At 61.0% G+C, this 24,553-nt stretch carries 22 protein-coding genes; 10 read left to right on the top strand and 12 right to left on the bottom strand.

Translation table 11 applies throughout. The features are described from left to right. Window positions 1-148: 148 nt before the first annotated feature. Window positions 149-526 (bottom strand): hypothetical protein, encoded by a 378-nt coding sequence (locus RLW41_RS06080; protein ID WP_409561032.1) that lies wholly within the window; start codon window positions 524-526, stop codon window positions 149-151. A gap of 191 nt (window positions 527-717) precedes the next feature. Between RLW41_RS06080 and RLW41_RS06075 the strand changes: the two genes are divergently transcribed. Further along, a complete protein-coding gene (locus RLW41_RS06075) occupies window positions 718-1,686 on the top strand; it encodes a 2-hydroxyacid dehydrogenase (RefSeq protein ID WP_409561031.1) in 969 nt (322 codons plus the stop codon). Between the two features lie 222 nt (window positions 1,687-1,908). Here the strand turns inward: RLW41_RS06075 and RLW41_RS06070 are convergent, their stop codons facing one another. Next, window positions 1,909-3,258: an amidase gene (locus tag RLW41_RS06070; RefSeq protein ID WP_414463918.1), complete on the bottom strand. Its 1,350-nt coding sequence runs from the start codon at window positions 3,256-3,258 to the stop codon at window positions 1,909-1,911. A gap of 241 nt (window positions 3,259-3,499) precedes the next feature. On the opposite strand from RLW41_RS06070, the gene RLW41_RS06065 reads away from it, so the two are divergent. Beyond that, window positions 3,500-4,711 (top strand): pyridoxal-phosphate-dependent aminotransferase family protein, encoded by a 1,212-nt coding sequence (locus RLW41_RS06065; RefSeq protein ID WP_409561029.1) that lies wholly within the window; start codon window positions 3,500-3,502, stop codon window positions 4,709-4,711. Between the two features lie 173 nt (window positions 4,712-4,884). Here RLW41_RS06065 and RLW41_RS06060 read toward each other — a convergent pair whose 3' ends face one another. From RLW41_RS06060 to RLW41_RS06050, 3 genes are read right to left on the bottom strand one after another with little or no spacing between them, the layout of a single operon-like run. Further along, window positions 4,885-6,855, bottom strand: a complete 1,971-nt coding sequence (locus RLW41_RS06060) for a cisplatin damage response ATP-dependent DNA ligase (protein ID WP_414463917.1) — start codon at window positions 6,853-6,855, stop codon at window positions 4,885-4,887. A gap of 2 nt (window positions 6,856-6,857) precedes the next feature. Beyond that, window positions 6,858-7,877: a ligase-associated DNA damage response exonuclease gene (locus tag RLW41_RS06055; protein ID WP_414463916.1), complete on the bottom strand. Its 1,020-nt coding sequence runs from the start codon at window positions 7,875-7,877 to the stop codon at window positions 6,858-6,860. A 49-nt stretch (window positions 7,878-7,926) separates the two neighbouring features. After that, entirely contained in the window at window positions 7,927-8,133 is a 207-nt protein-coding gene (locus RLW41_RS06050) for a YdcH family protein (RefSeq protein ID WP_414463915.1), read from the bottom strand. A gap of 257 nt (window positions 8,134-8,390) precedes the next feature. Between RLW41_RS06050 and RLW41_RS06045 the strand changes: the two genes are divergently transcribed. Next, complete coding sequence (locus tag RLW41_RS06045) at window positions 8,391-8,567, top strand: YdcH family protein (RefSeq protein ID WP_414463914.1); 177 nt, start codon at window positions 8,391-8,393, stop codon at window positions 8,565-8,567. 184 nt (window positions 8,568-8,751) lie between these two features. Here the strand turns inward: RLW41_RS06045 and RLW41_RS06040 are convergent, their stop codons facing one another. The 3 genes from RLW41_RS06040 to RLW41_RS06030 all read right to left on the bottom strand — a co-directional run bounded on the left by RLW41_RS06040 (window position 8,752) and on the right by RLW41_RS06030 (window position 12,191). Beyond that, window positions 8,752-9,738, bottom strand: coding sequence for a catalase family peroxidase (locus tag RLW41_RS06040; RefSeq protein ID WP_414463913.1), 987 nt, complete (start codon window positions 9,736-9,738; stop codon window positions 8,752-8,754). A gap of 214 nt (window positions 9,739-9,952) precedes the next feature. After that, a complete protein-coding gene (gene zigA, locus RLW41_RS06035; protein WP_414463912.1) occupies window positions 9,953-11,212 on the bottom strand; it encodes a zinc metallochaperone GTPase ZigA in 1,260 nt (419 codons plus the stop codon). A gap of 181 nt (window positions 11,213-11,393) precedes the next feature. Then, window positions 11,394-12,191, bottom strand: coding sequence for a DUF1236 domain-containing protein (locus RLW41_RS06030; protein WP_414463911.1), 798 nt, complete (start codon window positions 12,189-12,191; stop codon window positions 11,394-11,396). Window positions 12,192-12,503: 312 nt separating this feature from the next. Here RLW41_RS06030 and RLW41_RS06025 point away from each other — a divergent pair, with 312 nt between their 5' ends. Next, window positions 12,504-12,803, top strand: coding sequence for a hypothetical protein (locus RLW41_RS06025; RefSeq protein ID WP_050976893.1), 300 nt, complete (start codon window positions 12,504-12,506; stop codon window positions 12,801-12,803). A 97-nt stretch (window positions 12,804-12,900) separates the two neighbouring features. Here the strand turns inward: RLW41_RS06025 and RLW41_RS06020 are convergent, their stop codons facing one another. After that, a complete protein-coding gene (locus RLW41_RS06020; protein WP_414463910.1) occupies window positions 12,901-14,115 on the bottom strand; it encodes a polyhydroxyalkanoate depolymerase in 1,215 nt (404 codons plus the stop codon). A 121-nt stretch (window positions 14,116-14,236) separates the two neighbouring features. On the opposite strand from RLW41_RS06020, the gene RLW41_RS06015 reads away from it, so the two are divergent. Then, window positions 14,237-14,893, top strand: coding sequence for a glutathione S-transferase family protein (locus RLW41_RS06015; RefSeq protein WP_414463909.1), 657 nt, complete (start codon window positions 14,237-14,239; stop codon window positions 14,891-14,893). A gap of 389 nt (window positions 14,894-15,282) precedes the next feature. After that, on the top strand, window positions 15,283-17,256 hold the full coding sequence (locus RLW41_RS06010; RefSeq protein WP_414463908.1) for an acyltransferase family protein: 1,974 nt from the start codon (window positions 15,283-15,285) through the stop codon (window positions 17,254-17,256). 21 nt (window positions 17,257-17,277) lie between these two features. Here RLW41_RS06010 and RLW41_RS06005 read toward each other — a convergent pair whose 3' ends face one another. Then, window positions 17,278-18,003: a DUF4396 domain-containing protein gene (locus RLW41_RS06005; protein WP_414463907.1), complete on the bottom strand. Its 726-nt coding sequence runs from the start codon at window positions 18,001-18,003 to the stop codon at window positions 17,278-17,280. A 70-nt stretch (window positions 18,004-18,073) separates the two neighbouring features. Next, on the bottom strand, window positions 18,074-19,699 hold the full coding sequence (locus tag RLW41_RS06000) for an acyl-CoA synthetase (protein ID WP_409561018.1): 1,626 nt from the start codon (window positions 19,697-19,699) through the stop codon (window positions 18,074-18,076). A gap of 257 nt (window positions 19,700-19,956) precedes the next feature. Between RLW41_RS06000 and RLW41_RS05995 the strand changes: the two genes are divergently transcribed. Next, window positions 19,957-20,265 (top strand): helix-turn-helix domain-containing protein, encoded by a 309-nt coding sequence (locus tag RLW41_RS05995; RefSeq protein WP_013949455.1) that lies wholly within the window; start codon window positions 19,957-19,959, stop codon window positions 20,263-20,265. 107 nt (window positions 20,266-20,372) lie between these two features. Next, the gene (locus tag RLW41_RS05990) at window positions 20,373-22,076 is read left to right on the top strand and encodes a SulP family inorganic anion transporter (protein WP_414463906.1); all 1,704 of its coding nucleotides are present in this window, start codon (window positions 20,373-20,375) and stop codon (window positions 22,074-22,076) included. Between the two features lie 13 nt (window positions 22,077-22,089). Here the strand turns inward: RLW41_RS05990 and RLW41_RS05985 are convergent, their stop codons facing one another. Next, the gene (locus RLW41_RS05985) at window positions 22,090-22,830 is read right to left on the bottom strand and encodes a DUF1013 domain-containing protein (protein ID WP_414463905.1); all 741 of its coding nucleotides are present in this window, start codon (window positions 22,828-22,830) and stop codon (window positions 22,090-22,092) included. Window positions 22,831-23,074: 244 nt separating this feature from the next. On the opposite strand from RLW41_RS05985, the gene RLW41_RS05980 reads away from it, so the two are divergent. Both RLW41_RS05980 and RLW41_RS05975 read left to right on the top strand, forming a co-directional pair. After that, window positions 23,075-23,512, top strand: coding sequence for a MaoC family dehydratase (locus RLW41_RS05980; protein WP_409561015.1), 438 nt, complete (start codon window positions 23,075-23,077; stop codon window positions 23,510-23,512). 70 nt (window positions 23,513-23,582) lie between these two features. Further along, window positions 23,583-24,509: a bifunctional riboflavin kinase/FAD synthetase gene (locus RLW41_RS05975; protein WP_414463904.1), complete on the top strand. Its 927-nt coding sequence runs from the start codon at window positions 23,583-23,585 to the stop codon at window positions 24,507-24,509. Window positions 24,510-24,553: the final 44 nt, after the last annotated feature.

The following is a 24,553-nucleotide window of genomic DNA, read 5'->3' as shown; positions in this document are numbered from 1 at the left end:
CACGATCAAAGATGAACAGGATGTTGTTGGTTAAAGGGTGCGCAGTGTATCTGCATGCCTAAAGCTGCTGCCAGTGCGCCTCATCCACCGCCATCCCGCCGCAGGCAGGGATAAGGTCGAACCATAGCGCGTCGGAAGATCGCCCGGCTCAGCGCGCCGCTAGCGAAAGCGTCGCACTGCCCTGGCGAACGTCATAGGCACACCGCGCCGCGCCGCCCGTCGAACTCAGGATCAACTGCGGATCGCGAAAACGCTGGTTCCACCGTGGGTTCTGCGTATCCCAGATCGCGACGTCGATGTCCGGATTGCCGATGACGGCTTCGGCCTTCGATGCCGTACCCCACGCAGAAACGCCGTCCTCGCGCGCATCCGTGCCCCGCTTCAGCGCCATCCGGCGACAGATCTCGATGGCATGGTCGCGATAGGCATCCACCACGGCATCGCTCATGGCGACGCGATAGGTATGGTCCTGGAACCAGACCTTGCCGACTGCCAGCAGGATCAAACCGAACAAGACCGTACGCATGACAACGCCCTGGACGCGAAAACCTAAATTTCCCTCGCGGCCGATCATGCCTCCGTTATGGTGAAAAAAGCGTTGTCCAGCGGCAGGTTGCGGTGCAGCGGAGCGACTTGCCAGACTTGTCAGTTGCGCTTTGGTCGGGCACAAGCGTGCCGGCGAAAAACATCCGAATGTCCGGGAGGACCCCTCACGTCATGTCCAAGAAGAAGATCCTGATTACGTGGCCTCTGCCCGAAGCCGCCATGGCCCGCGCCCGCGAGACCTACGATGTCATCGCACATGGAGATAATCCGAAGATCACCGTCGACGAGATGCTCGAGACGGCGAAAACGGTCGATGCCATCCTTCTCACCCTCAACGAGAAGTGCCCCGCTGCGGTGATCGAAAAGATCCCCGAGAACATCAAGTGCATCTCGACGTTCTCGATCGGCTTCGACCACATCGATCTCGAAGCCTGCAAGAAGCGCGGCATCAAGGTCGGCAACGCCCCGCACGGCGTGACGGTCGCCACCGCCGAAATCGCGATGCTGCTGCTTCTGGGCTCGGCGCGCCGCGCTTCCGAAGGCGAAAAGATGATCCGCACGCGGTCGTGGCCGGGCTGGCAGCCGCTGCAACTCGTCGGTCAGCGCCTCGACAACAAGAAGCTCGGCATCTACGGCTTCGGCAAAATCGGCCAGGCCCTCGCGCAGCGCGCCCGCGGCTTCGACATGGAAATCCATTACTACGACATCTACCGCGCGAAGCCCGAGGTGGAAGCGAAGTACAACGCCACCTACCACGACAGCCTCGACAGCCTCTTGAAGATCTCGCAGTTCTTCTCGATCAACGCTCCGTCGACGCCGGAAACGCGCGGCTTCTTCAACAAGGCAACAATCGAGAAGCTGCCGCAGGGCGCCATCGTCGTGAACACAGCGCGCGGCGATCTCGTCAACGACGAAGACACGATTGCAGCACTGAAGTCGGGTCGCTTGGCCTACGCCGGCCTCGACGTTTTCGCCGGTGAGCCGAAGATCAATGAAGGCTATTACGACCTGCCGAACACGTTCCTGTTCCCGCATCTGGGCTCGGCGGCGATCGAAGCACGCAACCAGATGGGCTTCGAAGCGCTCGATAACATCGACGCGTTCTTCGCCGGCAAGGAGATGCCGTTCAAGCTCGCTTGAGGCTGCTCGCTCGCAAATGTTTTTACGAAATGGCCGGGCTCTCCCCGGCCATTTTGTTTTGCATCATGCTGGGGTTCCGGTGCCTCCATCTCCTCGTGCCGACGGAGGTCGGCACCCAGACAACGATCAACATACGCGGTGTATCGGGTTGGCTGGATCCGGGCTGCGGCGGGATTACGACAGAGGACGAAACCGGCGCGGCAATTTTCGGGGACAGTTCGCCTACGTTCTCCGCCCGCGCTCTTTCATCATCCACGACGCGACGCCGAGCAGGCGTCCGCTGTCTCCGCGCGCGCCAACGAGCTGCACGCCAAGAGGCATCGCATCGACGGTCAGCAGCGGTAGTGAGATGCACGGCAGCTTGAGATAGGTCCACAGGCCGTTGAACATTGGGCTGCCCGTGCTCTGCAGTCCGACCGGCGCGATGCCGGGGGCTGCAGGTGTCAGGATGGCGTCGTTGTGGACGAAGATCGGTCGCAGCGCCTCGCACAACGTTTCCTGCTTGCTGCGCGCGTCGTCGTAGCTTGTCGCCGAGAACGACCGTCCCTCGGCGATCACTTCCTTGAGCTTCTCCGACACGCGGTTCGGATGCGCATCGGCGATCGGCCCGTAGTTGCGCGCGATATCCGAGAACTGCACGATCTGCTGTAGGCGGATGATGTGCTCGAAGCCCGCAGGCAATTCCGTTTCGGTGACCTCGATGCCCTGGAAAGTCGACGCGAACAATTCGATCGCGGCGCGCATCTTCTCGTCGCCCTGCGCCCAAGCTGGCGATTTGACGAACGCCAGCCGCCGCGGCGCCCGTGATTTCGCGTTTTGCATCGCCGACATCAACTGCGGATCGTGCCCGATCATATCGCGGTCGACCGTGTCGAAACCGCTGATGCAGTCGATCAGCAGCGCCAAGTCGTCGACCGAGCGCGCATAGCCGCCGATCGTGTCGAGCGGCGCCGACTGTTCGAGAACGCCGGTGCGCGACACGTATCCGAACGTTGGTTTGTAGCCGATGACGCCGCAATAGGACGCGGGCCTGATGATCGACCCGGCCGTCTGCGTACCGAGCGCAATCGGTACTTGAAAATCGGCGACGGCAGCGGCCGAACCGGACGACGAGCCGCCCGGCGTTCGTTCGAAATCGTGCGGATTGCGCGTTTTGCCCGGACCGAAGAACGCGAATTCCGTCGTCACCGTCTTGCCGAGAATAATTGCCCCGGCAGCTTTAAGCTCGGAGACGACGAATGCATCCTCCGTCGGCTGACGGCCTGCGAAAATCTCCGAGCCAAGCTCCGTCGGGAAGTCTTTGGTGTCGATGATGTCCTTGACGCCGACCGGGATGCCTTCCAGCGCCCCCAACGGCTCGCCGCGCGCCCGCCGTTGGTCGCTCGCACGGGCCGCCGCCAGCGCAGCGGCGCTATTGAGATGTGCCCACGCGCCGATTTCCGGCTCGCGCTCGGCAATCCGCTTGAGACAAGCGCCGACAAGCTGTTCCGATGTCAGATCGCCTGCGGCGAGCGCCTTTTGCGCCTCGACCGCCGTCAGACGGACAAGACTGCCTGGTTCACTTGCATACATTTCAGTATTTCGCCCCATGTCCGGGTGACATGCGCCCACCAGCGCTTCGATGCAAGTGGCGCGCCTCCGACGTGCTTGTTATTACGGGAAAGAACCATTTTTTCCTGTTCAAACAGTCACCAGGACAAAATGCGCAGTACAGGCGCGAAAATCGGTCTTCGGGCCAATTGTATCCGGAACGGTTCGGTACTAGGACACCCGCGGAGACGAACAATAATAAGACTCTTTGAGGACTACGCGAATGTCGACAAGCCACCGCCGCCCCGGCCGCCACTTTTTGCAGATCCCGGGGCCGACCCCCGTTCCGGAGCGGATTCTGGCCGCGATGGCGCGTCAGGTTCTCGATCACCGCGGCCTTGAGTTCGGTGAGCTTGGCCGTCGCGTGCTCGGTGGCATCAAGGGACTGTTCAAGACCCAGGGCCACGTCATCATTTATCCCTCGTCCGGCTCGGGCGCCTGGGAAGCGGGTCTCAGCAACACGCTGTCGCCCGGCGACAAGGTGCTGATGTGCGAGACGGGGCAGTTCGCCGTGCTGTGGGAAGCCATGGCGCGCCGGCTCGGTCTTGAAACGGAAGTCATCTCGACCGACTGGCGCATTGGCGCCGATGCCAACGCCATTGAGAAGAAGCTGCGCGAAGACACGAACAAGAAGATCAAAGCCGTCTGCGTGGTCCACAACGAAACCTCGACCGGATGTCTGACGCGCCTCGATGAAGTACGCAAGGCGATCGACGCCGCGGGCCACCCCGCGCTGCTGATGGCCGACGCGATCTCCTCTCTGGCCGCCGCCGACATCCGCCACGACGAGTGGGGCATCGACGTCACGGTGTCCGGCTCGCAAAAGGGCATGATGCTGCCGCCGGGCCTGTCGTTCACCGCGATCAGCGCCAAGGCCATTGAGGCGTCGAAAACCGCCCAGCTCAAGAAGTCCTATTTCGCATGGGACGACATGCTGTCGATGAATTCGACTGGCTACTTCCCGTACACGCCGGCGACGAGCCTCCTCTATGGCCTCGCCGAAGCGATCGACATGATCAACGAGGAAGGCCTGGAAAACGTCTTCGCGCGTCATCGCCGTTTGGCAGAGGCAACCCGTCGCGCCGTCCGCGCCTGGGGCTTTGAAATTCAGTGCCGCGACGCGAAGTATTATTCGCCCGCCGTCACGACGGTGCAAATGCCCGAAGGCCATAACGCCGATGCGTATCGCAAGATTGTGCTCGACAACTTCAACATGTCGCTCGGCACCGGTCTCAACAAGATCGCTGGCAAGGCGTTCCGCATCGCGCATCTCGGTGACACCAACGAGCTGACGGTGCTCGGCGCGCTGACCGGCGTCGAGATGGGCTTCGAGTTGGCAGGCGTTCCTCACAAGAAGGGTGGCGTTGCAGCGGCGATGAGCTACATCGCCGAGACGGCCAATCCTGCGGAAGCCGCCAAAGCCGCCGCCGAGTAAGCGATCACCTCAACAAATGTCATCCTCGGCTTACTGCCGAGGATGAAACGTTTTTATTGCCGTCCGCCTGGCGCAGCCGGGATCCATCCAAGCAAGACACACCAAATTTTCTGACGCGTGTCTGGGTGCCGACCTCTGTCGGAATGACGGAGTAGATCGGGCCGCCCGCATATTTACGCGAGATGCGATCGCTCTGCAGCCGTTGCACCCCCGATCAACCGCAGCACACTTTCCAGCGTGTCGGCTTCGGTCGCGGGTTTATCCCAACGAATGCGATGAATCCGCGGAAACCGCATCGCGACGCCTGACTTGTGCCGCGTCGACGGCTGTACCGCATCGAACGCCACTTCGAACACCAACTGCGGCTCGACCGCGCGCACCGGACCGAACGCTTCCGTCGTATGGCCTCTGATCCATTTGTCGAGTTCGAGCAGCTCTTCGTCGGTAAAGCCTGAATAGGCTTTACCAACCGGAACGAGTTGCTTCTCGCCGTTGTCGTCCGTCTTCCAGACGCCGAACGTGTAATCTGAATAATACGACGACCGCTTGCCCGATCCGCGCTGCGCGTACATCAGCACGCAGTCAAGCGTCAGAGCCGCGCGCTTCCACTTGAACCATTCGCCCTTGACGCGGCCCGCCTGATAAACGCTCGCGCGCCTCTTCAACATGAGGCCTTCGATACCTTCCGCCCGCGCCGACGCCCATAGCTCGCCGAGTTCCTCGAACGTCTTGAACGCCACGAGCGGCGACACATCCGTCAGCGGCGGATGATGTTTCGCGTGCCATGCTTCGAGCCGCGCGCGCCGGTCTCCGAACGACAGCCCGCGCAAGTCTTCTGCTCCATCGAATAGCAGATCGTAGAGCCGCACATGCGGCGGATACATCTGCATCATCTTCGCTGTCACGGTCTTGCGGTTGAGACGCTGCTGCAAGTCGTTGAACGGCGCGATGTCGCCGTCGCGCATAACAAGCAATTCGCCATCGACGACGCAATCGTGCCCCTGAAATGCGCTGCGAATTTCGGGAAACGCGCCAGAGATGTCATCGCCCTGGCGAGAGAACATTTTCACCTCGCCGCCACGCGCCGCGATCTGCACGCGAATGCCGTCCCACTTCCATTCCGCCGAAAAATCTTCCGGCGAAAGCCGCGGCCAATCTTCTTCCTCGATCGGATGCGCAAGCATGACCGGCCGAAAGACGGGCTTGGAACCAGGGTCCGGACGCCCGGCTTCACCATCGAGCCACCGAAAGAGATCGAGATAGGGCGGCGTCAGCGCGTGCCAGATCTCTTCGATCTCGGAGACGTCGCGCCCGTAGCATTCCGCCAAGGCCGTTCGCGCCAGACGCGCAGATACGCCCACGCGCGGCGCGCCGCCGATGAGTTTCAAAAGCGCCCAGCGGCCGGTCGCGTCGAGCTGATCGAGGAGGTGTCCCAGGCGCTCGGTGCGTTGCGCAGTCGTACCGTCCGCCATCGCCTCAATGACCGCGCCGAGGGCAAGCTCCGGCGGCTCACCGGAGTTATGTCCCGCTTCACCCCACCCCCGACCCCTCCCCGTCAAGGCGAGGGGAGAAGTGGGAACGCCCATCGTGGAGGGCAGGTGAGAGTTCCCGTTGTTACTCTCTCCTTCCTTTACGGGGAGAGGCCGAGGCGCGGAAACATTCGGCGACGGCTGCCCCTCCCCCCAGCCCTCTCCCCGCACGCGGGGCGAGGGAGAAGTGAACGATTCCCCTCCCCCTTGCGGGGAGGGGCTAGGGGTGGAGGACTGACGAGCGGTGGGGGTGAGATCCAGAACAAGCTGCTTCGGCTTTTCCGGCACGTCATCTCGGGTTTCGACAGCCTCTGAAACGTCCGATATCGCAACGACAACCCGGTCGTCCGGCCAGAGCAGCGAAACCGTCTCCGCCGTATCGCCGACGTAGTCGCGGGAGAGACGATAGAGCACCGGATCGACAAAACGCGAGACGAGATCGCTCAGCATGCGTCGAAGCGGAATGCGGATCGGCACGCCATCGGTGAGAGCTGCAAGCGCCCAGCCGCGATCGGGATCAGGCGCGTTGCGAAAATAATGTCCAAGCAGCGCGACCTTGCGATTGCGGCTTTGCGTATAGACGAGGCTGTCGAGCAGGCGGGCGAACGCGCGCATCGCTATTCCGCCTCCTCGCCATATCCGACGAGCGCCAGCGCCCGTGCCTTGCGCCCGATAGAGCCCAGGTAATGCACCAGCGCATCCTCACGCCCGTGCGTCACCCAAACGTCTTCAGCTTCGGTTTCGATGATCGTCTGGATCAACTCCGGCCAATCGACGTGGTCGGACACGACGAGCGGCAGCTCGACGCCATGCTGACGGCCGCGCCCACGCACGCGCATCCATCCGCTCGCGAATGCCATCACCGGATCGCCGAACCGGCGCGACCAGCGATCGCCAAGAGCGGACGGCGGACACATCACGATGCCGCCGCGGATCGCTTTCGCGTCTGTCTCCGATACAAGTTGAAGGTCGCCCAGATCGATGCCGAGCTTCTGATATAGCTCCGTCAGCGCCGCTACCGCGCCGTGCAGATAGATCGGCTTGTCATAGCCCTGATCGCGAACGACGCGGATCATGCGTTGGGTTTTGCCAAGGTTATAGGCGCCGACAAGATGCGTGCGGTCGGGCTCGGCCGCGAGCGACGCCAGCAGCTTCTGCGCTTCGTGCGCGGCCTTCTCATGCCGGAATACGGGCAGCGCAAACGTCGCTTCGGTCACGAACACATCGCAAGGCACGAGTTCGAACGGCGTGCAGGTGGGATCGCTGGCGCGTTTATAGTCACCCGAGATCACCGCCCGCCGCCCAGCCCATTCGATCACGACCTGCGCTGAGCCGAGAATATGGCCAGCCGGGGCAAGACGCACGCGGACGCCGTTGATCGAGATTGTCTCGCCAAGCGCCAAAGCCTGGAACGAGCCGGCGCAATCCTCGCCGTAGCGCACCTTCATGATGGCGATGGTTTCAGCCGTCGCCAGCACGGCGCGATGGCCTGAGCGTGCGTGATCGCTATGGCCGTGCGTAATGATGGCGCGATCGACCGCCCGGCCGGGGTCGATATAAAAATCGCCAGGTTCGCAATAAATTCCGGATCCGACCGGATAAAGCCAAGTATCGACGGTAGGTGAGGGCGAGGTCATGAACTACTAAACGCGCGGAACTGCAAAGCAGCCTAGCGCGAAACGTCGTTCACGCAATAATATCGGGAAGGAGCTTATCCTCGATCTGGGTTATCCGATCTTTCAGGACGAGCTTCTTCTTTTTCAGCCGCTTGATAAGAAGTTGGTCAGCCGAAGGGTTACCTTCAAGGGCAGCGATTTCGCCGTCGAGCTCGCGATGCTCGGCGCGCAACGTGACCAACTGTTCCCTGAGCTCGCGTTCGTCGCGTCGCTCCATGCCTATTCCCTGTCGCTACCCGGATCGACTGTCCGTCGCTTTTGGGCGATTGCCTCACGTCTGGCAAGCCTTCCAAAGCGCGAACCTGGGCGACCTTTCTAATCGTCTGAATTTATTTTACGAATCACTAATAGCCGCAGCTGTGACGGCAACAGTAACAAAAATCAAACATCCAAGCTCAGACCTAAGACGCGTTGGACAACGTGAGAAACGTGTGGCACGATTTCAACGTCGGCAATCTCCATAGGAGGCAACTGATGACGATCACGGCTCATCTCGCGGAACTCGCAGAGAAGCACCGGGCACTCGAACAAAAAATCAATCAAGCAATAGTCAGCCCAGGTTCGGACGACATCGAAGTCCGCAGGTTGAAGCAAGAAAAGCTGAAACTCAAAGACGAAATCGAGCGGCTGCGTAGAGAGACGCGCCACTAGCTCAGGAACCAAAAATCGAATTCATGGTCGAAGCCCTGCCACCGGCGACAGCCGGGCGGGGCTTTTATATTTTTGGAGTTTTCTACCGTGCGTCGCTGATTCGCGAGACGTTCAAACGGTGGTCATCCCGGCCCAGGGCTTCCGGTAAGAAGGCCGGGATGAAAAGGAATTGCCCTTGGGCCCGTTACGGCGCCGCGCGGCGCGAGAACGAGACTGCGTAAGCCGCCGAACGCATCGGGAAGATCTTATCGTTCTCCGGCCCGTCGATGCCGTCGGTCACGTTGGTCGGATCGAAGATGCCGGCATCGCACGTCTTGTCGTCTTCGAAGCCGGTGATCGAGAGTGTGCCGAGCGTCAGTGTTTTGCGCTTGTCTTCCGGCCACATCGCCGTCGGATCGTCGGTCGGATCGCCGGGCTCACCGAGAATTGCGATCAGCTTGAACTGCGCAGGGCCTTTGGCCAGCCGATCTTTCAACTCCGGACGATAGAAGTCGGGATCTTTCTTTTTCGCTTCCTCATCCGACAGGCCGACGTCGCCCGCGACCGGAACGAGCTTGTACTTGAAGACCTGCTTCTTGCCTTCCGCGTTCGTTGCAGTGAAAGCATGAACGCCCCAGTAATCGACGGTCGCGAAGCTCGCCGGTACCGGTCGTGCGTTGAGCCATGCGACTTGCCCAGTCGAATTCGGGTTCTCCTTGAAGAATTCGCCGATCTTCGCCTTGTCTTTCGTCGCGACCGTTTGCAGCAGCTTCAGGAATTGATCCGGATCGCGCGCAACAAAAACGGGTGCCGAGATCGTCACGAGGTCGGTCGTGGTGTCCTGTCCGAGATCGAAATGGATCGCAAAGCCGCGTGCATTATCTTTCTGAGCGTCGGAAGCATCCGGGCTGCCGCCTGCCATCGAAAAGCGGGCGATGACTCCAACCGGCGTCTTCGAATTGAAGTGCTGAGCTCTCGTCAGCGTGGCAGCGGCAGGGTCTGCCACGAAGTTGCCTTTGACGCAAAAGCCATGCGGATGCGCCGCACGCAGACCTTTGTGAGCGCCGAAGACGGCGTTGAGTGCGTTGACGAGGCTTTCGGCATCGGCTTCTTCCGCGTATGCGCGGGAGATTGGGACAATCGCAAGCGCAGCGACAAGCGTGGCGGCAGCTACACGCCGTTTGAAATTCATGGAAGCTCTCCATTGCAGGTTTGCAGAAAGAGAGCGGAAATCCCGCCGAACGACACCGCTCTCCTAACGCCGTCATTGATAGAGAACAATTATTGCGGGGAAAGCACTGTGTACGCGGCCCTTAGCCACGTAAAGCCCAATCGAACTGATCGAAAATAATGATGTAGGGCCGGACATCGGTTTTGTCCGGCCCAGTGAAACGGCATCGGCTCATTTATGCGGCGTCCCGGCGCCATTCAGGGAACGGATCGGGTAGCGATCGCCACGCCGAGACGTCGAGCGGCTTATTCTCAGCAACGGGGAGCAGGCAGGCATCGAGATCGGCTTTGATACGGTCCTGGTCCATGTCGCGCATGCCGATGAAGACGATCTCTTGGCGGCGGTCGCCCCAGACCTTGTGCCAACCCTTGTCGATCCGCTCGACGAGGCTGGCATCGGCGGGCCAGTTCTTTTTCGGCACCGCCGCCCACCAATAGCCAATTGCTTCATGCCGCACGACGGCGCCCGCTTGGCTGACCTCGCCAACCCATTGCGGCCGCGAAGCCAGCCAAAAGAAACCTTTCGCCCTGACGACACCGGACCATGCCGTATTGAAGAACGCATGGATTTTTTCCGGCACGAATGGCCGCCGCGCGCGATAGACGAAGCTCGTAACGCCATATTCGTCCGTTTCCGGCGTGTGCTCCTTGAAGCCGTTGAGCTCCTTCAGCCAGGTCGGATGGCGATGAGCATGCTCGAAATCGAAAAGGCCGGTATCGAGAATGTCCCAGGTATCGACGCGCGCATGGCTCGTTTCGATGATCCGCGCATCGGCATTAAGGGAACGGAGGATCATCCGTGCCGCTGAGATGTCCTCCGGCGTCGCGATATCGACCTTGTTGAGAACGATCACATCGGCGAATTCGATCTGCTCGACGAGAAGCTGCACGAGCGGTCGCTCGTCGTCTTCGCCCGCAACCTCGCCGCGATCTTTCAGAAAGTCGCGGGACGAATAATCTTTCAGCAGATGTGCGGCATCGACCACCGTCACCATCGTGTCGAGGCGCGCGACGTCCGAAAGGCTGCGGCCTTCTTCGTCGCGAAACTCGAACGTCGTCGCGACGGGAAGTGGCTCGGCGATACCGGTCGACTCGATCATCAGGTAATCGAACCTGCGTTCGGCGGCGAGGCGGCGAACCTCTTTCAAGAGATCATCGCGCAGCGTGCAGCAAATGCAGCCGTTCGACATCTCGACCAGTGTCTCGTCGGTTCGCGAGAGGTTGCTGCCGCCCATTGCGACGAGATCAGCATCGATGTTGACCTCGCTCATGTCATTGACGATGACCGCGACCTTCAGGCCCAGCCGGTTATTCAGGACGTGATTGAGCAGCGTCGTCTTGCCTGCGCCGAGGAACCCGGAAAGCACCGTCACGGGCAAGCGCCCGTCCTTCGTGGCGGCGGTCTTTTTCAAATGCGTGATGATGTCGGAATCCATAGCCAATCTCCCGGGTTGAGGATCGACCATATATTCGGATGTTATAACATCCGTCAAGTGACGGACGATGACTCTTTGGTCCTCGCCATCTCGGTGAATGCCGGCCCCAGTCAAGCGGGAACAGTCCACAAAAAAAAGCCGCCGGGAATTCCGGCGGCTTTCAATCCTCTGCGCGTAAAGGCTACGCAATGACGATGATATCAACGACCTCGAGCGTGTCGGGATCAACGATCGCAACGTGCGAGTCGTCGATCATGAAGTACTCGTAGCCGCTATAGTCGGGCGCGATCGTCACGATGGTAGGCGGCAACGGATAGAAATGCACCGACCGCGGCACGACTACGCCGACCCGCACATCGACCCCGATATCGCGGGCGGGCGCCACCCGATGTCCGGAAAATGCCGCGCGCACTTTCGTCTTCTGCTCCGGGCTGATGTTCGTCAGCGAACCTTTTGCCCCTGCCTTGCCTTCCGTGCCCTCGCCGGCGCCCGTCGCGCCCCGATCCGGCCGGGAGTTGTCCCTGGCCTCATTGGAACGTGCACGGTCGTTTCGATCGTTCGTATCGGCACGGTTTTCGCGTTTGCCGCTACTATTATTGTCCTCGGCTTGACGATTGTACTGGTGAGTATTCCGCTTGTCGTTCGGCATGTTCTCGCTGCGTGCGTCGTTCTTCCTGTCGCCGGAAGACGCAGACCTATCCGTCGCGTCGCGATGGCTCTCCTGTGCCTCGCTACGGTCGCTTCTCATTTGGCGGTCGCCAAGGCTTTTCGCTTGGCCCGCCTCGCTGCCCTTCATTGCCGGGCCGCGATTGCCCATACCGCGGTCACCTAAACCTCCGCCTTTCAGATCGCCGCCGGAGCGCTCCATCGCGCCGCCGCCCGGACCGTTTCCGCCCCCGGGCTTGCTCATGTTCGGGTCCGCCATCGCAAACGTCGACGTCGCGACGAGTGCGAGGGCAGTGAGTGAAAACTTCAGCATTGAAACACCTCCATACGTTGTCCATTGAAGCGCGACTGCCCCTCGCGTTCGGGTGATCAACGTGTTGAATGGTGTGCCGTTCCAATTCGCCGAAATGGAACGCGTGCTGAGAAGTGCTTTGCGTTCGATCGCATTGACTTGCGGCAAACGGCTCAAAAACCACTGCGCTTATTGCAACGCAATCGCCGCGTCGCAAAAGGATTGAGCGCGTTGAATCGCCGTAAAATATCGCGAGAGTTGCCGAACTCTTCTTGTGTCGCAGGGGTTATCATCATACGATTCAACTATTCAAATGAACCCACGGTGATTGCGATGACTGATACCGCAACAGTGGAACGAGAAACGGCCACTGAGACACGCGACCTCACGAAAGCCGAGGTCGATAAATTCCTCTTCGGAAAGCACATTACGGGTTGCCCGGTCTGCGGACGCTTTCGCTCCAATTGCGACGTCGACATTCACATGCTGACGTGCGAGCGGAAATCGTCATCCAGCAACGCACCCGTCAACGTGCTGATGATCGTCTGCCAGAATTGCGGAGCGATCCAATTTCACGATCGGTCCGTTATCGCTAAATGGCTCGATTGCCAGCATAAAGTCTGGGTGAAATAGAACGGCCCGGCGCTTCCTTCGAGTGTGCTCGCTCGGTCGGAGAGAACTCGGACGCTGCCGGGCGCGACAGCGACGTCACTTTCGCGTCGCCGCGCCGCTATTCCATCGATAGGATAAAATTCTTCACGACCGGATAAATCTCGCGTTCCCACCGTTTGCCGTTGAACGTGCCGTAGTGGCCGACATTGGCTTGCAGGTGATGGCGCTTCAAATGCGGCCGAAGCGAATGGCAGAGATCGTGCGCGGCTGACGTCTGCCCCAGCGAGCAAATGTCGTCGCGTCCGCCCTCGACCGTCAGCAATGCCGTTCTCAGAATCTTGCCGGGATCGACCTTGCGGCCGTGATAGGTGAAGTCGCCAGTCGCGAGTTGCGCTTGCTGAAAAATCCGGTCGATCGTTTCGATGTAGAATTCTTCCGTTAGATCGAGCACCGCGAAATACTCGTCGTAGAAGGTCTTGATCTTCTGTGCTTCCGCGATTTCGTTGTTAGCCAGATGCTCATAAAGCTTCTGGTGCTGCGCCCGGTGACGATCGACATTCATGGCGACGAAGCTGAAGAGCTGTACGAATCCCGGATAGACGCGGCGGCCGCGCCCGGGATACCGCGACGGCACCCGCGCCGTGACATTCGACTTGAACCACGACAGCGGCTTGTCGTTCGCGAGCTTGTTGACGGCCGTGGGGCTTTCGCGCACGTCAATCGGGCCGGCCATCAGCGTCATCGAACGGGGCGTCGCCGGGTTCTTGTCCTCCGACATGACGGCAACGGCGACCAGCGCCTGCACGCACGGTTGGCAGACGGCGAGCAGATGCGAGTCGGGTCCGAGTTCTTCAAGAAAACGAATGACGTAATCGACGTGCTCATCGACGCCGAAACGCCCGGCGTCCAGCGGCACGTCGCGGGCGTTCGTCCAGTCGGTGATGTAGACGTCGTGATCCTGCAGCAGGGTCTCGCACGTCTTGGCAAGCAGCGTCGCGAAGTGTCCCGACAGCGGTGCGATCACGAGCACCTTCGGCTGCGGCGCGTCGATATCCTTTTTGAAGTGCAGGAGATTCCCGAACGGCAGGCTGAGCGCCACTTCTTCCGTCACCGGCACGTCGCGGTTGCCGACTCGCACCGTCGAAATTCCGAAGTCGGGTCGCGTATGAGTGAGTTGGAACCGGGAGATCATCTCGAAGCCCGCCGCCAAATGCGACTTCAGGGTGTCGACGGTCGGAAAAAGCTCTTTTTCTATCGCGGCTTTCGAGTTCTTGGCGACTTCGCGGAAGGGCGCGAGCAGGTCGTCTTGAAACTGATAGGCTTGGTAAAGCATTCGCGAGAAAGTCCCCCGGCAGTAACCGTAAAAAACCATGCGACTGAAAAACGTAGTGCATTCTTCGTTGCACTGCGAGAAGATTGTTTAGGCAGGGTTAGGACGACGGAGCAGATCGTCAATGGCGAACGCGACACTGACGATATCGTCGAAGAACTATTCGTCGTGGTCGCTGCGCGGCTGGTTGCTGTGCCGGATGGCGGGCCTCGATTTCGACGAGGAGATCGTGACGCATGACGATCAGGAGATTCGCCAGGAGCTTCTGCTGCTCTCGCCCTCGGTCAGGGTGCCACGGCTGATCCACGGCGCCGTGACGGTCTGGGACACGCTCGCAATTGCCGAATACATGGCGGAGATCGCGCCCGACGCCGGACTGCTGCCCGCCGACCAGGCGACGCGCGCACACTGCCGTTCGATCTCGGGCGAAATGCATTCCGGTTTCTACAACCTGCGCTCGGCTCTGCCGATGAACCTGAAGGCTCGGCACCAGTCCTTTAAGATCTTTTCCGGCGCCCGCCCGGACGTTGAGCGGATCAAGACGATCTGGCTGGAATGTCTCAGTAAATACGGCGGCCCCTATCTCTTCGGCGAGACGCCGACCGTCGCCGACGCGATGTACGCTCCCGTCTGCACCCGCTTCCGCACCTACGCCGTGCCGCTCGAACCGGAACTGTCGGGCTACTGCGAAACCATCTTCCACTGGCCGCTGATGCAGGAGTGGACGCAAGGCGCGCTCATCGAACCCGACGAGATCGTTGAACTCGAAGTTGAGTTTTAACCGCCGCTAGGATGTCGTCTCGTCTGCAGGCCTAGGTCCTTTTCTCTCTTCGTATTGCGGCCCGATGGCGTTTGATCGGCGTGTCATCCCGGGCGAGCCCCTTCGCGAGACCCGGGACCCAGGGTCCCTATGCAAAATTTTGATGCATTTAAGCGCTTCGAGCAACGCCGATGGCGAAAACAAGGCGTTAAAGACCGCTCTGTGGCATTTCTGAATGCCCATTGAATGCTGCGACGGAAGGCGAGAAATAAATCGTTTGAGAGCCAGTCGCCGAATGACGATAGTGCGGCCGCGCCCTGGTCGTGCGCACCGGAATTCGCAAGTCTTCTGAGGGTTCATGAGCGCCATTGCAAAGAAGCCGGCTTGGGCCGTCGCGGGGAACCGCGCGCGTGCTTAGCCATTCAGCCAAGCCGGGCGAAGGCTATCGGCCGGATCTCGATGGACTGAGGGGCATCGCCGTCGCAGCGGTCGTGGCGTATCACCTCGACCTGCCGTTCGTGACCGGCGGCTTCGTCGGCGTCGATATTTTCTTCGTTCTGTCCGGCTTTCTGATCACCCGATTGATTGCCGCCGAACTGCGCGCCGGGACATTCAGCATCGCGCGTTTTTACGAACGCCGTATCCGGCGCATCGTGCCCGCCCTTGTTTTCGTTTGCGCCTGCACGACGGTCGCGGCGACGGCGTTTCTTCTGCCCGACGAGCTGCAGCGTTACGCGTCGAGCCTGATGGCGGCAGCGCTGTCCTACAGTAACGTCTGGTTCTTCCAGCACTCCGGCTACTTCGATCCGGGCAGCGGTACCCAACCGCTGCTCCACACCTGGAGCCTCGGCATCGAAGAGCAGTTCTACGTGGTCTTTCCGCTTGTGCTGATGGCGGTTTTCCGCTGGTGGCCGCGGGCGCTCGGCGTGACCGTTTGGCTGGCGTTCGCGGCATCGCTTGTCGCCAGCATCGTCTTCCTGCCCGCGCATCCGATGGCGACGTTCTACCTCCTGCATTCCCGCGCTTGGGAACTCCTCGCTGGCTCCATCGTCGCGCTCGGGCTTTTGCCGCGCCCGACGTCACGCCTTCAAAGCGAAGCGGCGGCAGCGCTCGGCCTGACGGCAATCGCCGTCGCAATTTCCGTTTACACGTCGAAGACGTCATTCCCCGGCGCCGCAGCGCTTCTGCCGTGCATAGGTACGGCGATGGCGATATGGGCGGGCGAGGGGAGAAGCGGCGGCCCCGAAAGCGCTTTCGGCACGCGCGTGCTGACGTTCCGGCCGCTGATGCTGCTCGGTCTTATCTCGTACAGTCTCTATCTTTGGCACTGGCCGCTGATCGTCTTCACCAAGGTTCTGACGGCCGAACGCCTCTCCGGCATCGAGCAATTGGCGCTCGCAACGGCCGCCATCGGCCTTGCCACCGCGACGTGGTATTTCGTCGAGCAGCCATTCCGCCGCCGTGGCTCTGCGGGCTATTCGCCGAGTGCGATTTTCAAAGGCGGCACGCTGGGCCTCGGCGCCCTCGCTGCATCGGCGGCGGTCCTCGTTGGGCTCAACGGCATGCCGCAGCGTTTCCCCGACGCGGTACTTCAGATCGCCGCTGCGCAAGCCGATGCCAGTCCGCTGCGCGAGAAATGCCATTTCCACGGCGAGGGCAAACGCTCTTTCGACGATACCTGCATCATCGGCGATGACGTCGCGCCAAGCGTCATCGTCTATGGCGACAGCCACGGCGCCGAATTCAGCGCTGCGCTGGGCGAGTTTGCAAAAGCCCGGCACGCCAGCGTTCGCCAGATCACGGCCTCAGGCTGCCCGCCCGCTGCCGGTTTCACATTTCCGGCAGACGATCGCTGCGAGCACTACAACTCCGGCATCATCGATCGGCTGACGTCGATCTCGCCCGCGACCGTCGTGCTGGCGACCTATTCGCTCGCCTGGGATCGCGAGTATCCCGATCAGTTCTGGCCGAGCTTCGAGCGCACCATCGCGACGCTGCAAGCTGCCGGGCATCGCGTCGTCGTCCTCGGACCAGTGCCCGATCTGCCCGAAGCATCCGGCATCCCGGCGGCGGTTGCGCGCTGGACGGCGAAGGGTCGCGACCCGAACGACTTTTCGTTCAAGTATGGCGCCAAGCAAGTCCATGCCGTCGAGGCGCGCCTGAACGCCATCGCAACGGAGCATGGAGCCGTCTTTGTTCCCGTGTCGTCGGAGCTGTGCTCGGACAAGCGCTGCAAGCCCTACGCTGACGGCGCGGTGCTCTATTTTGACAACAACCATCTCTCGATGAGCGGCGCACAGTTGATCGCCAGCCGCTTGCTCGTGCCGGTGATCTGGCCCGAGCCCGATATTTCGCACCTCGGCACCGGTCCCGTGCCGTACTGACGGCGTCGGTCTGCGTGGGTCTTACATCTTCTCTTTGATGCCCGCGCGGATGAGCCACCAGTTCGCCGGAAAGCTCGTGATGAATCCGGCGATCATCGCGATCTGCATGGCGAACCAGAAGACCGGACTGTCCGGCCTCGCCTGCCGCCCAAACGATGCGCTGAAATAGCGTTGCGCCAGATACATCAAACCATACATCCCGATTTGCCAGCAGATCAGCGACAGCGCATCGGCCTTGAAGGCTTCGCGCAGGCCTTCGAGTGGCGCCAGCTTCCGCATCGGCACGATGGCAAAATATTGGAAGACGATGCCCAGCCCGAATGCGAGCACGAAATCGAGAATCCAGACGGCATACGTCTTGTCGGCAAAAATCGTTTTCCAGCCGAACAGAATAGCGATGGCCGGAAAGAGGAATGCCAGCGTTTCGGCAATCACGTCGCCGAGCGTGCAGCCCGCGCCGCAATGGAGCGTTCCTTTCGCCACCATGATCGGAAACGGCGTCTCCGGCGTTTGGTGCGTTTCGCCGCGATGCGACGGCTCGGCGTTGCGCCCGTACCTGAAATAAAGGGCCGCAACCAGCACCGTACCGAACAGCGCCGTCACCGGCCACACGACATTCATGATTCCCATATGCTGGGGAAAACGCGCCACATCGACCAGGATCAGCGCCGCACATCCGACGCCCAGATAGAGCGCCGACCACGACAGAATGATCAACCAATCGGGAAACGGTGCAGCGGCGGGCAACAGAACTTTCCTTCGCAACGGATACCTGTGAAAGCATCACGCGCGACGGAAGTTCCGTGCGGATAGACGCTCACGCGTCCTTTGCCATCTCGCGCAATTTGAATTTCTGAATCTTGCCGGTCGAGGTTTTCGGCACTTCGGCGAACACGATGTGGCGCGGAACCTTGTAGCGCGCGAGGCCGGCGCGACACCACTCAATGATCTCGTCGGCGGTCGCCGTCGTTCCCGGCCGCAGCTCGATGAAGGCGCACGGCGTCTCACCCCACTTCTCGTCGGGCTTTGCGACCACGGCGCAGAACGCCACCGCCGGATGCTTGTAAAGCACTTCTTCGACCTCGATCGACGAGATGTTCTCGCCGCCCGAGATGATGATGTCCTTCGAGCGATCTTTCAGCTGAATGTAGCCGTCCGGGTGCATCACGCCGAGATCTCCGGAATGGAACCACCCACCGGCGAACGCTTCATCCGTCGCCTTCTCGTTCTTGAGATAGCCCTTCATCACGATATTGCCGCGGAACATGACTTCGCCCAGCGTTTCGCCGTCGGGCGTTACTTCCTGCATCGTCTCTGGGTCGCGAACGCTTAAACCTTCGAGCGCTACATAGCGCACGCCCTGGCGGATGCGTTTGGCGCTGCGTTCGGCCGGTGGCAGGTCACTCCATGATGCATCCCATTCGTTGATCGTCGCCGGGCCATAGGTCTCCGTCAGCCCGTAGAGATGGGTCAAATGGAAACCGGCGTCCGTCATCGCCGCGATCACCGAAGCAGGCGGCGGGGCGGCCGCGTGATTGAACGCGACGACATGCTCGATCTTCTGCTTTTCGTCGTCCGGTGCGTTGAGCAGCGTCGCCATCACGATCGGCGCGCCGGAAAGATGCGAAACCTTGTGCGCCACGATGTAATCGTACATCGCCTTGGCGCGCACCCAGCGAAGACACACGTGCGTGCCTTGCACCATCGTGATCGTCCACGGGAAGCACCAGCCGTTGCAGTGGAACATCGGCAGTGTCCACAGATACACTGGGAAGCGTGTCATACCGGTCGAGATTGCGTTCGCGTAGCACATCAGCGCTGCGCCGCGATGATGATAGACGACGCCTTTCGGATTGCCCGTCGTGCCGGACGTATAATTGAGCGAGATCGCTTCCCACTCGTCTTTCGGCCAGCGCCATTTGAAATCCGGATCACCCCCTTGCAGGAACGCTTCATAGTCGATTGACGAGAGCGCCTCGCCCGTCTGCGGGAATTCGAGATCGTTATAATCGATGATGATCGGCTTCACCTTGGCCATCGCCAAGGCCGGCTTCATGATGTTTGCGAACTCGCGGTCCGTGATGAGAACTTTCGCGCCGCCATGATCGAGCTGGAACGCGAGGATCGCTGGGTCAAGACGCGTGTTGAGTGTCAGCAGAACTGCGCCGAGCATTGGCACCGCGTAGTGCGCTTCGAGCATCGGCGGCGTGTTGGCGAGCATGACCGCGACGGTGTCGCCCGGTCCGATGTACTTCTGCGCCAGCGCACACGCGAGCTTTTTGCAACGGGTGTAGAAGTCCGCGTACGAGATGCGTGTGTTGCCGTGAATGATGGCTGTGTGGTTCGGCGCGGCGATCGCCGACCGCGGCAGGAACGAAAGGGGCGTTAACGGCTGATAGTTTGCCGGATTCTTATCGAGGTGGTGCTCAAAAGGGTTCGACACGATTGCTGCCCTGCTTCTTCCTGCACGCGAACGCTCAGACTTTCAAAGCCGAAAGCCGGTCCGAGCATGGGCCGACGCTAGCGAATGCGCCTTGAGCCGACAATGCCGGATTTCAGCTTGATCCACCAATGCGAGCAGCCGCGAGGGACGAGGGCAATCGTGCCATTGATCTAGATCATGTTTCAAATATTCATCTTGATGTTTAAAGCATCAATACTTAGGCATAAAGCGTTAGAATCGGCACAGGGGGTTTGCGCTTGATCACGGCCTCGCAGATGCGTGCAGGTCGCGCTCTTCTCGGCATCGACCAGCAGACGCTTGCCGACCGGGCTGGCGTCTCGCTGCCGACGATTCAGCGCATGGAAGCGAGCAGCGGCAATGTTCGCGGCGTCGTCGATACGTTGACGAAAGTCGTAGCAGCGTTCGAAGCCGCAGGCGTCGAACTCATCGGTGAGAATATGCCAAGCACCGGACAGGGCCGGGGCGTTCGTCTGAGGGAGCGGCAGCCCGTGAAGGCCGCGCCCCCGGCACCGGGCCATGGCCGAGGCAAAAAGGGCAGCGTCTGAGTGCACCGGCACTTCTGAACGCCCGCAGATCTGAGTTTGCGCGACGACGACCGCCGACGGTGCAGCCGACGATCTCGCCGCTCCTTGTCAAAATGGGAGACGGAGACATGGACACTTCGGTAACCGGTAGATCCGCACGCGGACGACCGAGCTGGGCTGACCTGTTCACGCCCAAGCTCGTGACGGTCTTGCGTGAGGGATACCGCTGGAATGACCTGCGCGCCGATACCGTCGCGGGTCTGACCGTCGCCATCGTGGCTCTGCCTTTGTCGATGGCCATTGCCATAGGTTCCGGGCTCTCCCCGGAAAAAGGTTTGTTCACGGCCGTCGTCGGCGGCTTCCTGATTTCGGCGCTCGGCGGCAGCCGCTACCAGATCGGCGGCCCGGCCGGTGCCTTCATCGTGTTGATCGCGACCATCGTGGAACAGCGCGGCTATGACGGCCTGGTCTTGGCGACCGCGATGGCGGGCCTGATCATGATGGCGGCCGGCTTTCTGCGCCTCGGCACCTACATCAAGTATATCCCGTTTCCGGTGACGGTCGGTTTTACGGCGGGCATCGCCGTCATCATCTTCGCCAGTCAGATCAAGGATCTCCTGGGCCTCAATCTCGCCCACGAGCCTGCCGCGCTATTGCCCAAGCTCGCCGCGCTCGGTTCCCATATCGGAACGCTCAATCCGGCGACCCTTGCAATCTCTATATTGTCGATTGCGTTGATCGTCGGCTTGCGCCGATGGAGGCCGACCTGGCCGGGAATGCTGATCGCCGTGGGCGTGACCTCTGTCCTCGCCTGGGCGTTGGGTCTCGACATCGCGACCATCGGCTCGCGGTTTGGCGAAGTGCCGCGCACGCTGCCCGCGCCGCATCTGCCGGCGTTCGATATTGCCAAATTACAGGCTGCGCTACCCGACGCCATTTCGATTGCACTGCTCGGCGCCATCGAAAGTTTGCTGTCCGCTGTCGTCGCTGACGGCATGACCGGTCGCCGTCACCGCTCGAATTGCGAACTCGTTGCGCAGGGCGCGGCCAACATTGCGGCCGTTACGTTCGGCGGCATGTGCGTGACGGGAACGATCGCGCGCACCGCCACGAACGTCCGCGCCGGAGCGCACGGCCCCGTTTCGGGCATGCTGCACGCGGTCTTCGTCCTGCTGTTCATGCTCGTGGCCGCGCCGCTCGCGGCCTATATTCCGCTTGCGAGCCTTGGCGGCGTTCTCGCGATCGTTTCCTGGAACATGGCGGAGAAGGCGGAGTTTGCGGCGCTGTTACGCTCCTCGTGGGGCGACGCCGCCGTTCTGCTCGCAACCTTTCTGCTGACGATTTTGGTCGATCTGACGACGGCCATTGCGGTCGGCGTGACGCTCGGCGCCTTCCTCTTTCTTCATCGCATGGCGGAAGCCGTCGAGATCGAAACCGGCGCGCCTCTCATCAGGGACGATGTCGCCGATGTCTCCGATACCGAGCAGCCCGTGGATCTCGGCAACGACGTGATGGTCTACCGCATTTCCGGCGCGTTCTTCTTCGGAGCGACCGCGGCCGTCGGCACGGTGCTGGACCGCGTTGGCGCCAGCCCGAAACTTTTCGTTTTGGATTTCGCGGACGTGCCGCTCGTCGACAGCACGGCGGCGCGCACGCTGGAGGGCTTTGCGCACAAGCTTACGCGCTCCGGGACGAAGCTTTATTTCACGTCAGCCAACCGGAACGTGCGTCGCACGCTCCTGGCTGCCGGACTTCGCACCCCGCTCGTGCATTATGCGGCGCAGATCGAGGATGCGGTCGCTTCGTACCGGAGCGGAAAGACGATCAAGTAACGGCGAACAGCCGTTACTCGTCTTCGGACTCGTCCTTGGGTGCAGACGACATTTCCTTGAGCTTGGCGAAAACGCGAGCCTGCTCTTGCTCGGGCGTCTCTTCAGATTCTTCAGCAGCCTTCGGCGCCAGAATTTCGGCTCGAGCCGTCGTCTCGGCGGCGGGCAGCAGCGTCCCGGCGCGTTCCAACTCTTCGCCGCCAGTTTCCTTGCGATCTCGCTCCGTGCGGCGTGCAGCCTTCTTCACCTCGGCATCGAGATCGATCTGCGAGCAAAGGCCGAGCGTCACCGGATCCTGCGGCGTCAGCTGTGCCGAGTTCCAGTGCGTGCGGTCACGGATTTGCGCAATCGTCGGCTTCGTCGTCCCGACAAGGCGCATGATCTGGCTGTCTTTCAATTCCGGATGGTTACGCAGCAGCCAGAGCACCGCGTTCGGCCGGTCATGACGGCGCGAAACCGGCGTGTAGCGCGGTCCCTTGCGCGTTTGCGGCATCGGCGGCAGCTCGACCTTGCTGACGGCAAGCTGGAGCTTATGAGAAAGGTTCTTTTCGCCCCGCGCGATTTCTTCGCGCGTCAGCTGCCCCGTCGTCACGGGGTCCATGCCTTTGATCCCCTGCGCCACTTCGCCGTCGGCGATACCCTTAACCTCAAGCGGATGCAGGCCGCAGAATTCGGCAATCTGATCGAAGGAGAGCGCCGTGTTCTCCACCAGCCAAACGGCGGTGGCTTTCGGCATTAGGGGGCGGCGGTCGCTCATGATGTCCTCGTTCGGTCCTTCGCAACGGGTCGCGAAGGGCGGCTAAAACGGTAAATTAAAGGGGAATGGTCCTTTATAACGCCTCCAACCGCCTCGATGCAAGGCTCATTGCCTTAATCAAATGCAACAAGGCCGCAGCCATAACTGGTCCAGTATGGTTGCAGCCAGCGTTTGTAGCGGGTTAGTGTTCGAGAAAAATGGCTTGGTCCAATGATCTGGCTCAATAACATGCAGGGACGTCTGAATGCTCGCAACAGCCGGCCGAACCAAATATTTCGAAGACTTAGAGGTCGGTCAGGAAGCCTCGATGTCGCGAATAGTCAGCGAGGCGGATATCGTTGCCTACGCGGCGCTGTCTGGTGACTACAACCCGGTCCACCTCGACTCTGAATACGCCGCCAAGACGATCTTTAAGGAACGGATTGCGCACGGCATTCTGTCGGCGGGCTACATCTCGGCCATTTTCGGCATGAAGCTGCCCGGTCCCGGCGCCATTTACATTTCCCAGACGCTGAATTTCCGCGGCCCCGTCAAGATTGACGACCGCGTCGAAACCCTGGTCCGGCTCGTCGAACTCATTCCCGATAAAAAGCGCGCGCGCTTCGAGTGCTTGTGCTCCGTCGCAGGTAAGCCGGTGCTGACCGGCGAAGCGGTTCTGATGGTTCCTGGCCGGCCGAGGTAAAGGCAGTCTAGCCCGCGATCGTTTTCCCTTAATAGGTATGCCACCGGGAACTCCGACGAGGCTGCGCCGAATGCACGTCATCCATGGATACAAGCACGTTCCGCCGGAATATCGCGGTTCGGCCGTCGCCATCGGCAATTTCGACGGCGTCCATCGCGGCCATCGGGCGCTGATCTCGGAGGCAAAATCGCGCGCTGCCGAAAAGCACGTCCGCGCATCGGTGCTGACCTTCGAGCCTTATCCGCGCGAGTTTTTCCAGCCGAACGAGGCCCACTTCCGGTTGACGCCGCTCAGGCGCAAACTCGAGATCTTCGCGGGCCTCGGTCTCGATATTGCGTTTGTCGAGCCGTTCAACGCCGAAATGTCCGGGCTGACTGCCGAAGACTTCATCCAGCGCGTGATCGTGGCGGGCCTTGGCGCCAGCCACGTCGTGATCGGCTACGACTTTTATTTCGGCCATAAGCGCAGCGGCAATCCGGAGATGATGTTGCGCGCCGGGGAAGAACTTGGATTTGGAGTGACCGTCATGCCGCCAGTTGCCGAAGCGGGCGAACCGTTCTCATCATCGGCCGTCCGGCTCTATCTGGCGCAGGGCGACGTCAAGGGCGCCGCCAACGTCCTAGGGCAAACGTGGCGCGTCGCAGGCAAGGTCGTCGGCGGCGCCAAGCGCGGCACCGGCATGGGCTACCCGACCGCCAATCTGCCGATGCCGAGGGGCACGACGCTCGGCCACGGCATTTATGCTGTCAGGGCCTACTTTGACGGCGTTCCCCACGATGCCGCAGCCTATCTGGGCACCCGGCCCACGTTCGACGATGGAATGCCGGTGCTGGAAGTCTTCCTGTTCGACTTCAATGGCGACCTCTACGGCCGCGACATGGAGGTCGAATTCGTCGATTTCATCCGCGCCGACCGGAAATTCCACACGGTCGACGAGCTAGTCGCCCAAATGGACAAAGACATTGCAGAGGCGAAGGCCGTTCTGGCCAAGTCTTAATCTCGTCGCCGAGAAGATGGGGGCATGTCCGTCACCCCGACGAA

Source organism: Hyphomicrobium sp. DY-1 (assembly GCF_047497105.1).
Lineage (GTDB): Bacteria > Pseudomonadota > Alphaproteobacteria > Rhizobiales > Hyphomicrobiaceae > Hyphomicrobium_B.
Note: the sequence above shows the minus strand (reverse complement) of the source record. Positions and strands in the feature narration are given on the sequence as shown.

What these genes read in the sequence shown, in the direction of transcription:
- RLW41_RS06080 (WP_409561032.1), bottom strand. Translation starts at nt 526, where the DNA reads ATGCGTACGGTCTTGTTCGGTTTGATCCTGCTGGCAGTCGGCAAGGTC.
- RLW41_RS06075 (WP_409561031.1), top strand. Translation starts at nt 718, where the DNA reads ATGTCCAAGAAGAAGATCCTGATTACGTGGCCTCTGCCCGAAGCCGCC.
- RLW41_RS06070 (WP_414463918.1), bottom strand. Translation starts at nt 3,258, where the DNA reads ATGTATGCAAGTGAACCAGGCAGTCTTGTCCGTCTGACGGCGGTCGAG.
- RLW41_RS06065 (WP_409561029.1), top strand. Translation starts at nt 3,500, where the DNA reads ATGTCGACAAGCCACCGCCGCCCCGGCCGCCACTTTTTGCAGATCCCG.
- RLW41_RS06060 (WP_414463917.1), bottom strand. Translation starts at nt 6,855, where the DNA reads ATGCGCGCGTTCGCCCGCCTGCTCGACAGCCTCGTCTATACGCAAAGC.
- RLW41_RS06055 (WP_414463916.1), bottom strand. Translation starts at nt 7,877, where the DNA reads ATGACCTCGCCCTCACCTACCGTCGATACTTGGCTTTATCCGGTCGGA.
- RLW41_RS06050 (WP_414463915.1), bottom strand. Translation starts at nt 8,133, where the DNA reads ATGGAGCGACGCGACGAACGCGAGCTCAGGGAACAGTTGGTCACGTTG.
- RLW41_RS06045 (WP_414463914.1), top strand. Translation starts at nt 8,391, where the DNA reads ATGACGATCACGGCTCATCTCGCGGAACTCGCAGAGAAGCACCGGGCA.
- RLW41_RS06040 (WP_414463913.1), bottom strand. Translation starts at nt 9,738, where the DNA reads ATGAATTTCAAACGGCGTGTAGCTGCCGCCACGCTTGTCGCTGCGCTT.
- zigA (WP_414463912.1), bottom strand. Translation starts at nt 11,212, where the DNA reads ATGGATTCCGACATCATCACGCATTTGAAAAAGACCGCCGCCACGAAG.
- RLW41_RS06030 (WP_414463911.1), bottom strand. Translation starts at nt 12,191, where the DNA reads ATGCTGAAGTTTTCACTCACTGCCCTCGCACTCGTCGCGACGTCGACG.
- RLW41_RS06025 (WP_050976893.1), top strand. Translation starts at nt 12,504, where the DNA reads ATGACTGATACCGCAACAGTGGAACGAGAAACGGCCACTGAGACACGC.
- RLW41_RS06020 (WP_414463910.1), bottom strand. Translation starts at nt 14,115, where the DNA reads ATGCTTTACCAAGCCTATCAGTTTCAAGACGACCTGCTCGCGCCCTTC.
- RLW41_RS06015 (WP_414463909.1), top strand. Translation starts at nt 14,237, where the DNA reads ATGGCGAACGCGACACTGACGATATCGTCGAAGAACTATTCGTCGTGG.
- RLW41_RS05990 (WP_414463906.1), top strand. Translation starts at nt 20,373, where the DNA reads ATGGACACTTCGGTAACCGGTAGATCCGCACGCGGACGACCGAGCTGG.
- RLW41_RS05985 (WP_414463905.1), bottom strand. Translation starts at nt 22,830, where the DNA reads ATGAGCGACCGCCGCCCCCTAATGCCGAAAGCCACCGCCGTTTGGCTG.
- RLW41_RS05980 (WP_409561015.1), top strand. Translation starts at nt 23,075, where the DNA reads ATGCTCGCAACAGCCGGCCGAACCAAATATTTCGAAGACTTAGAGGTC.
- RLW41_RS05975 (WP_414463904.1), top strand. Translation starts at nt 23,583, where the DNA reads ATGCACGTCATCCATGGATACAAGCACGTTCCGCCGGAATATCGCGGT.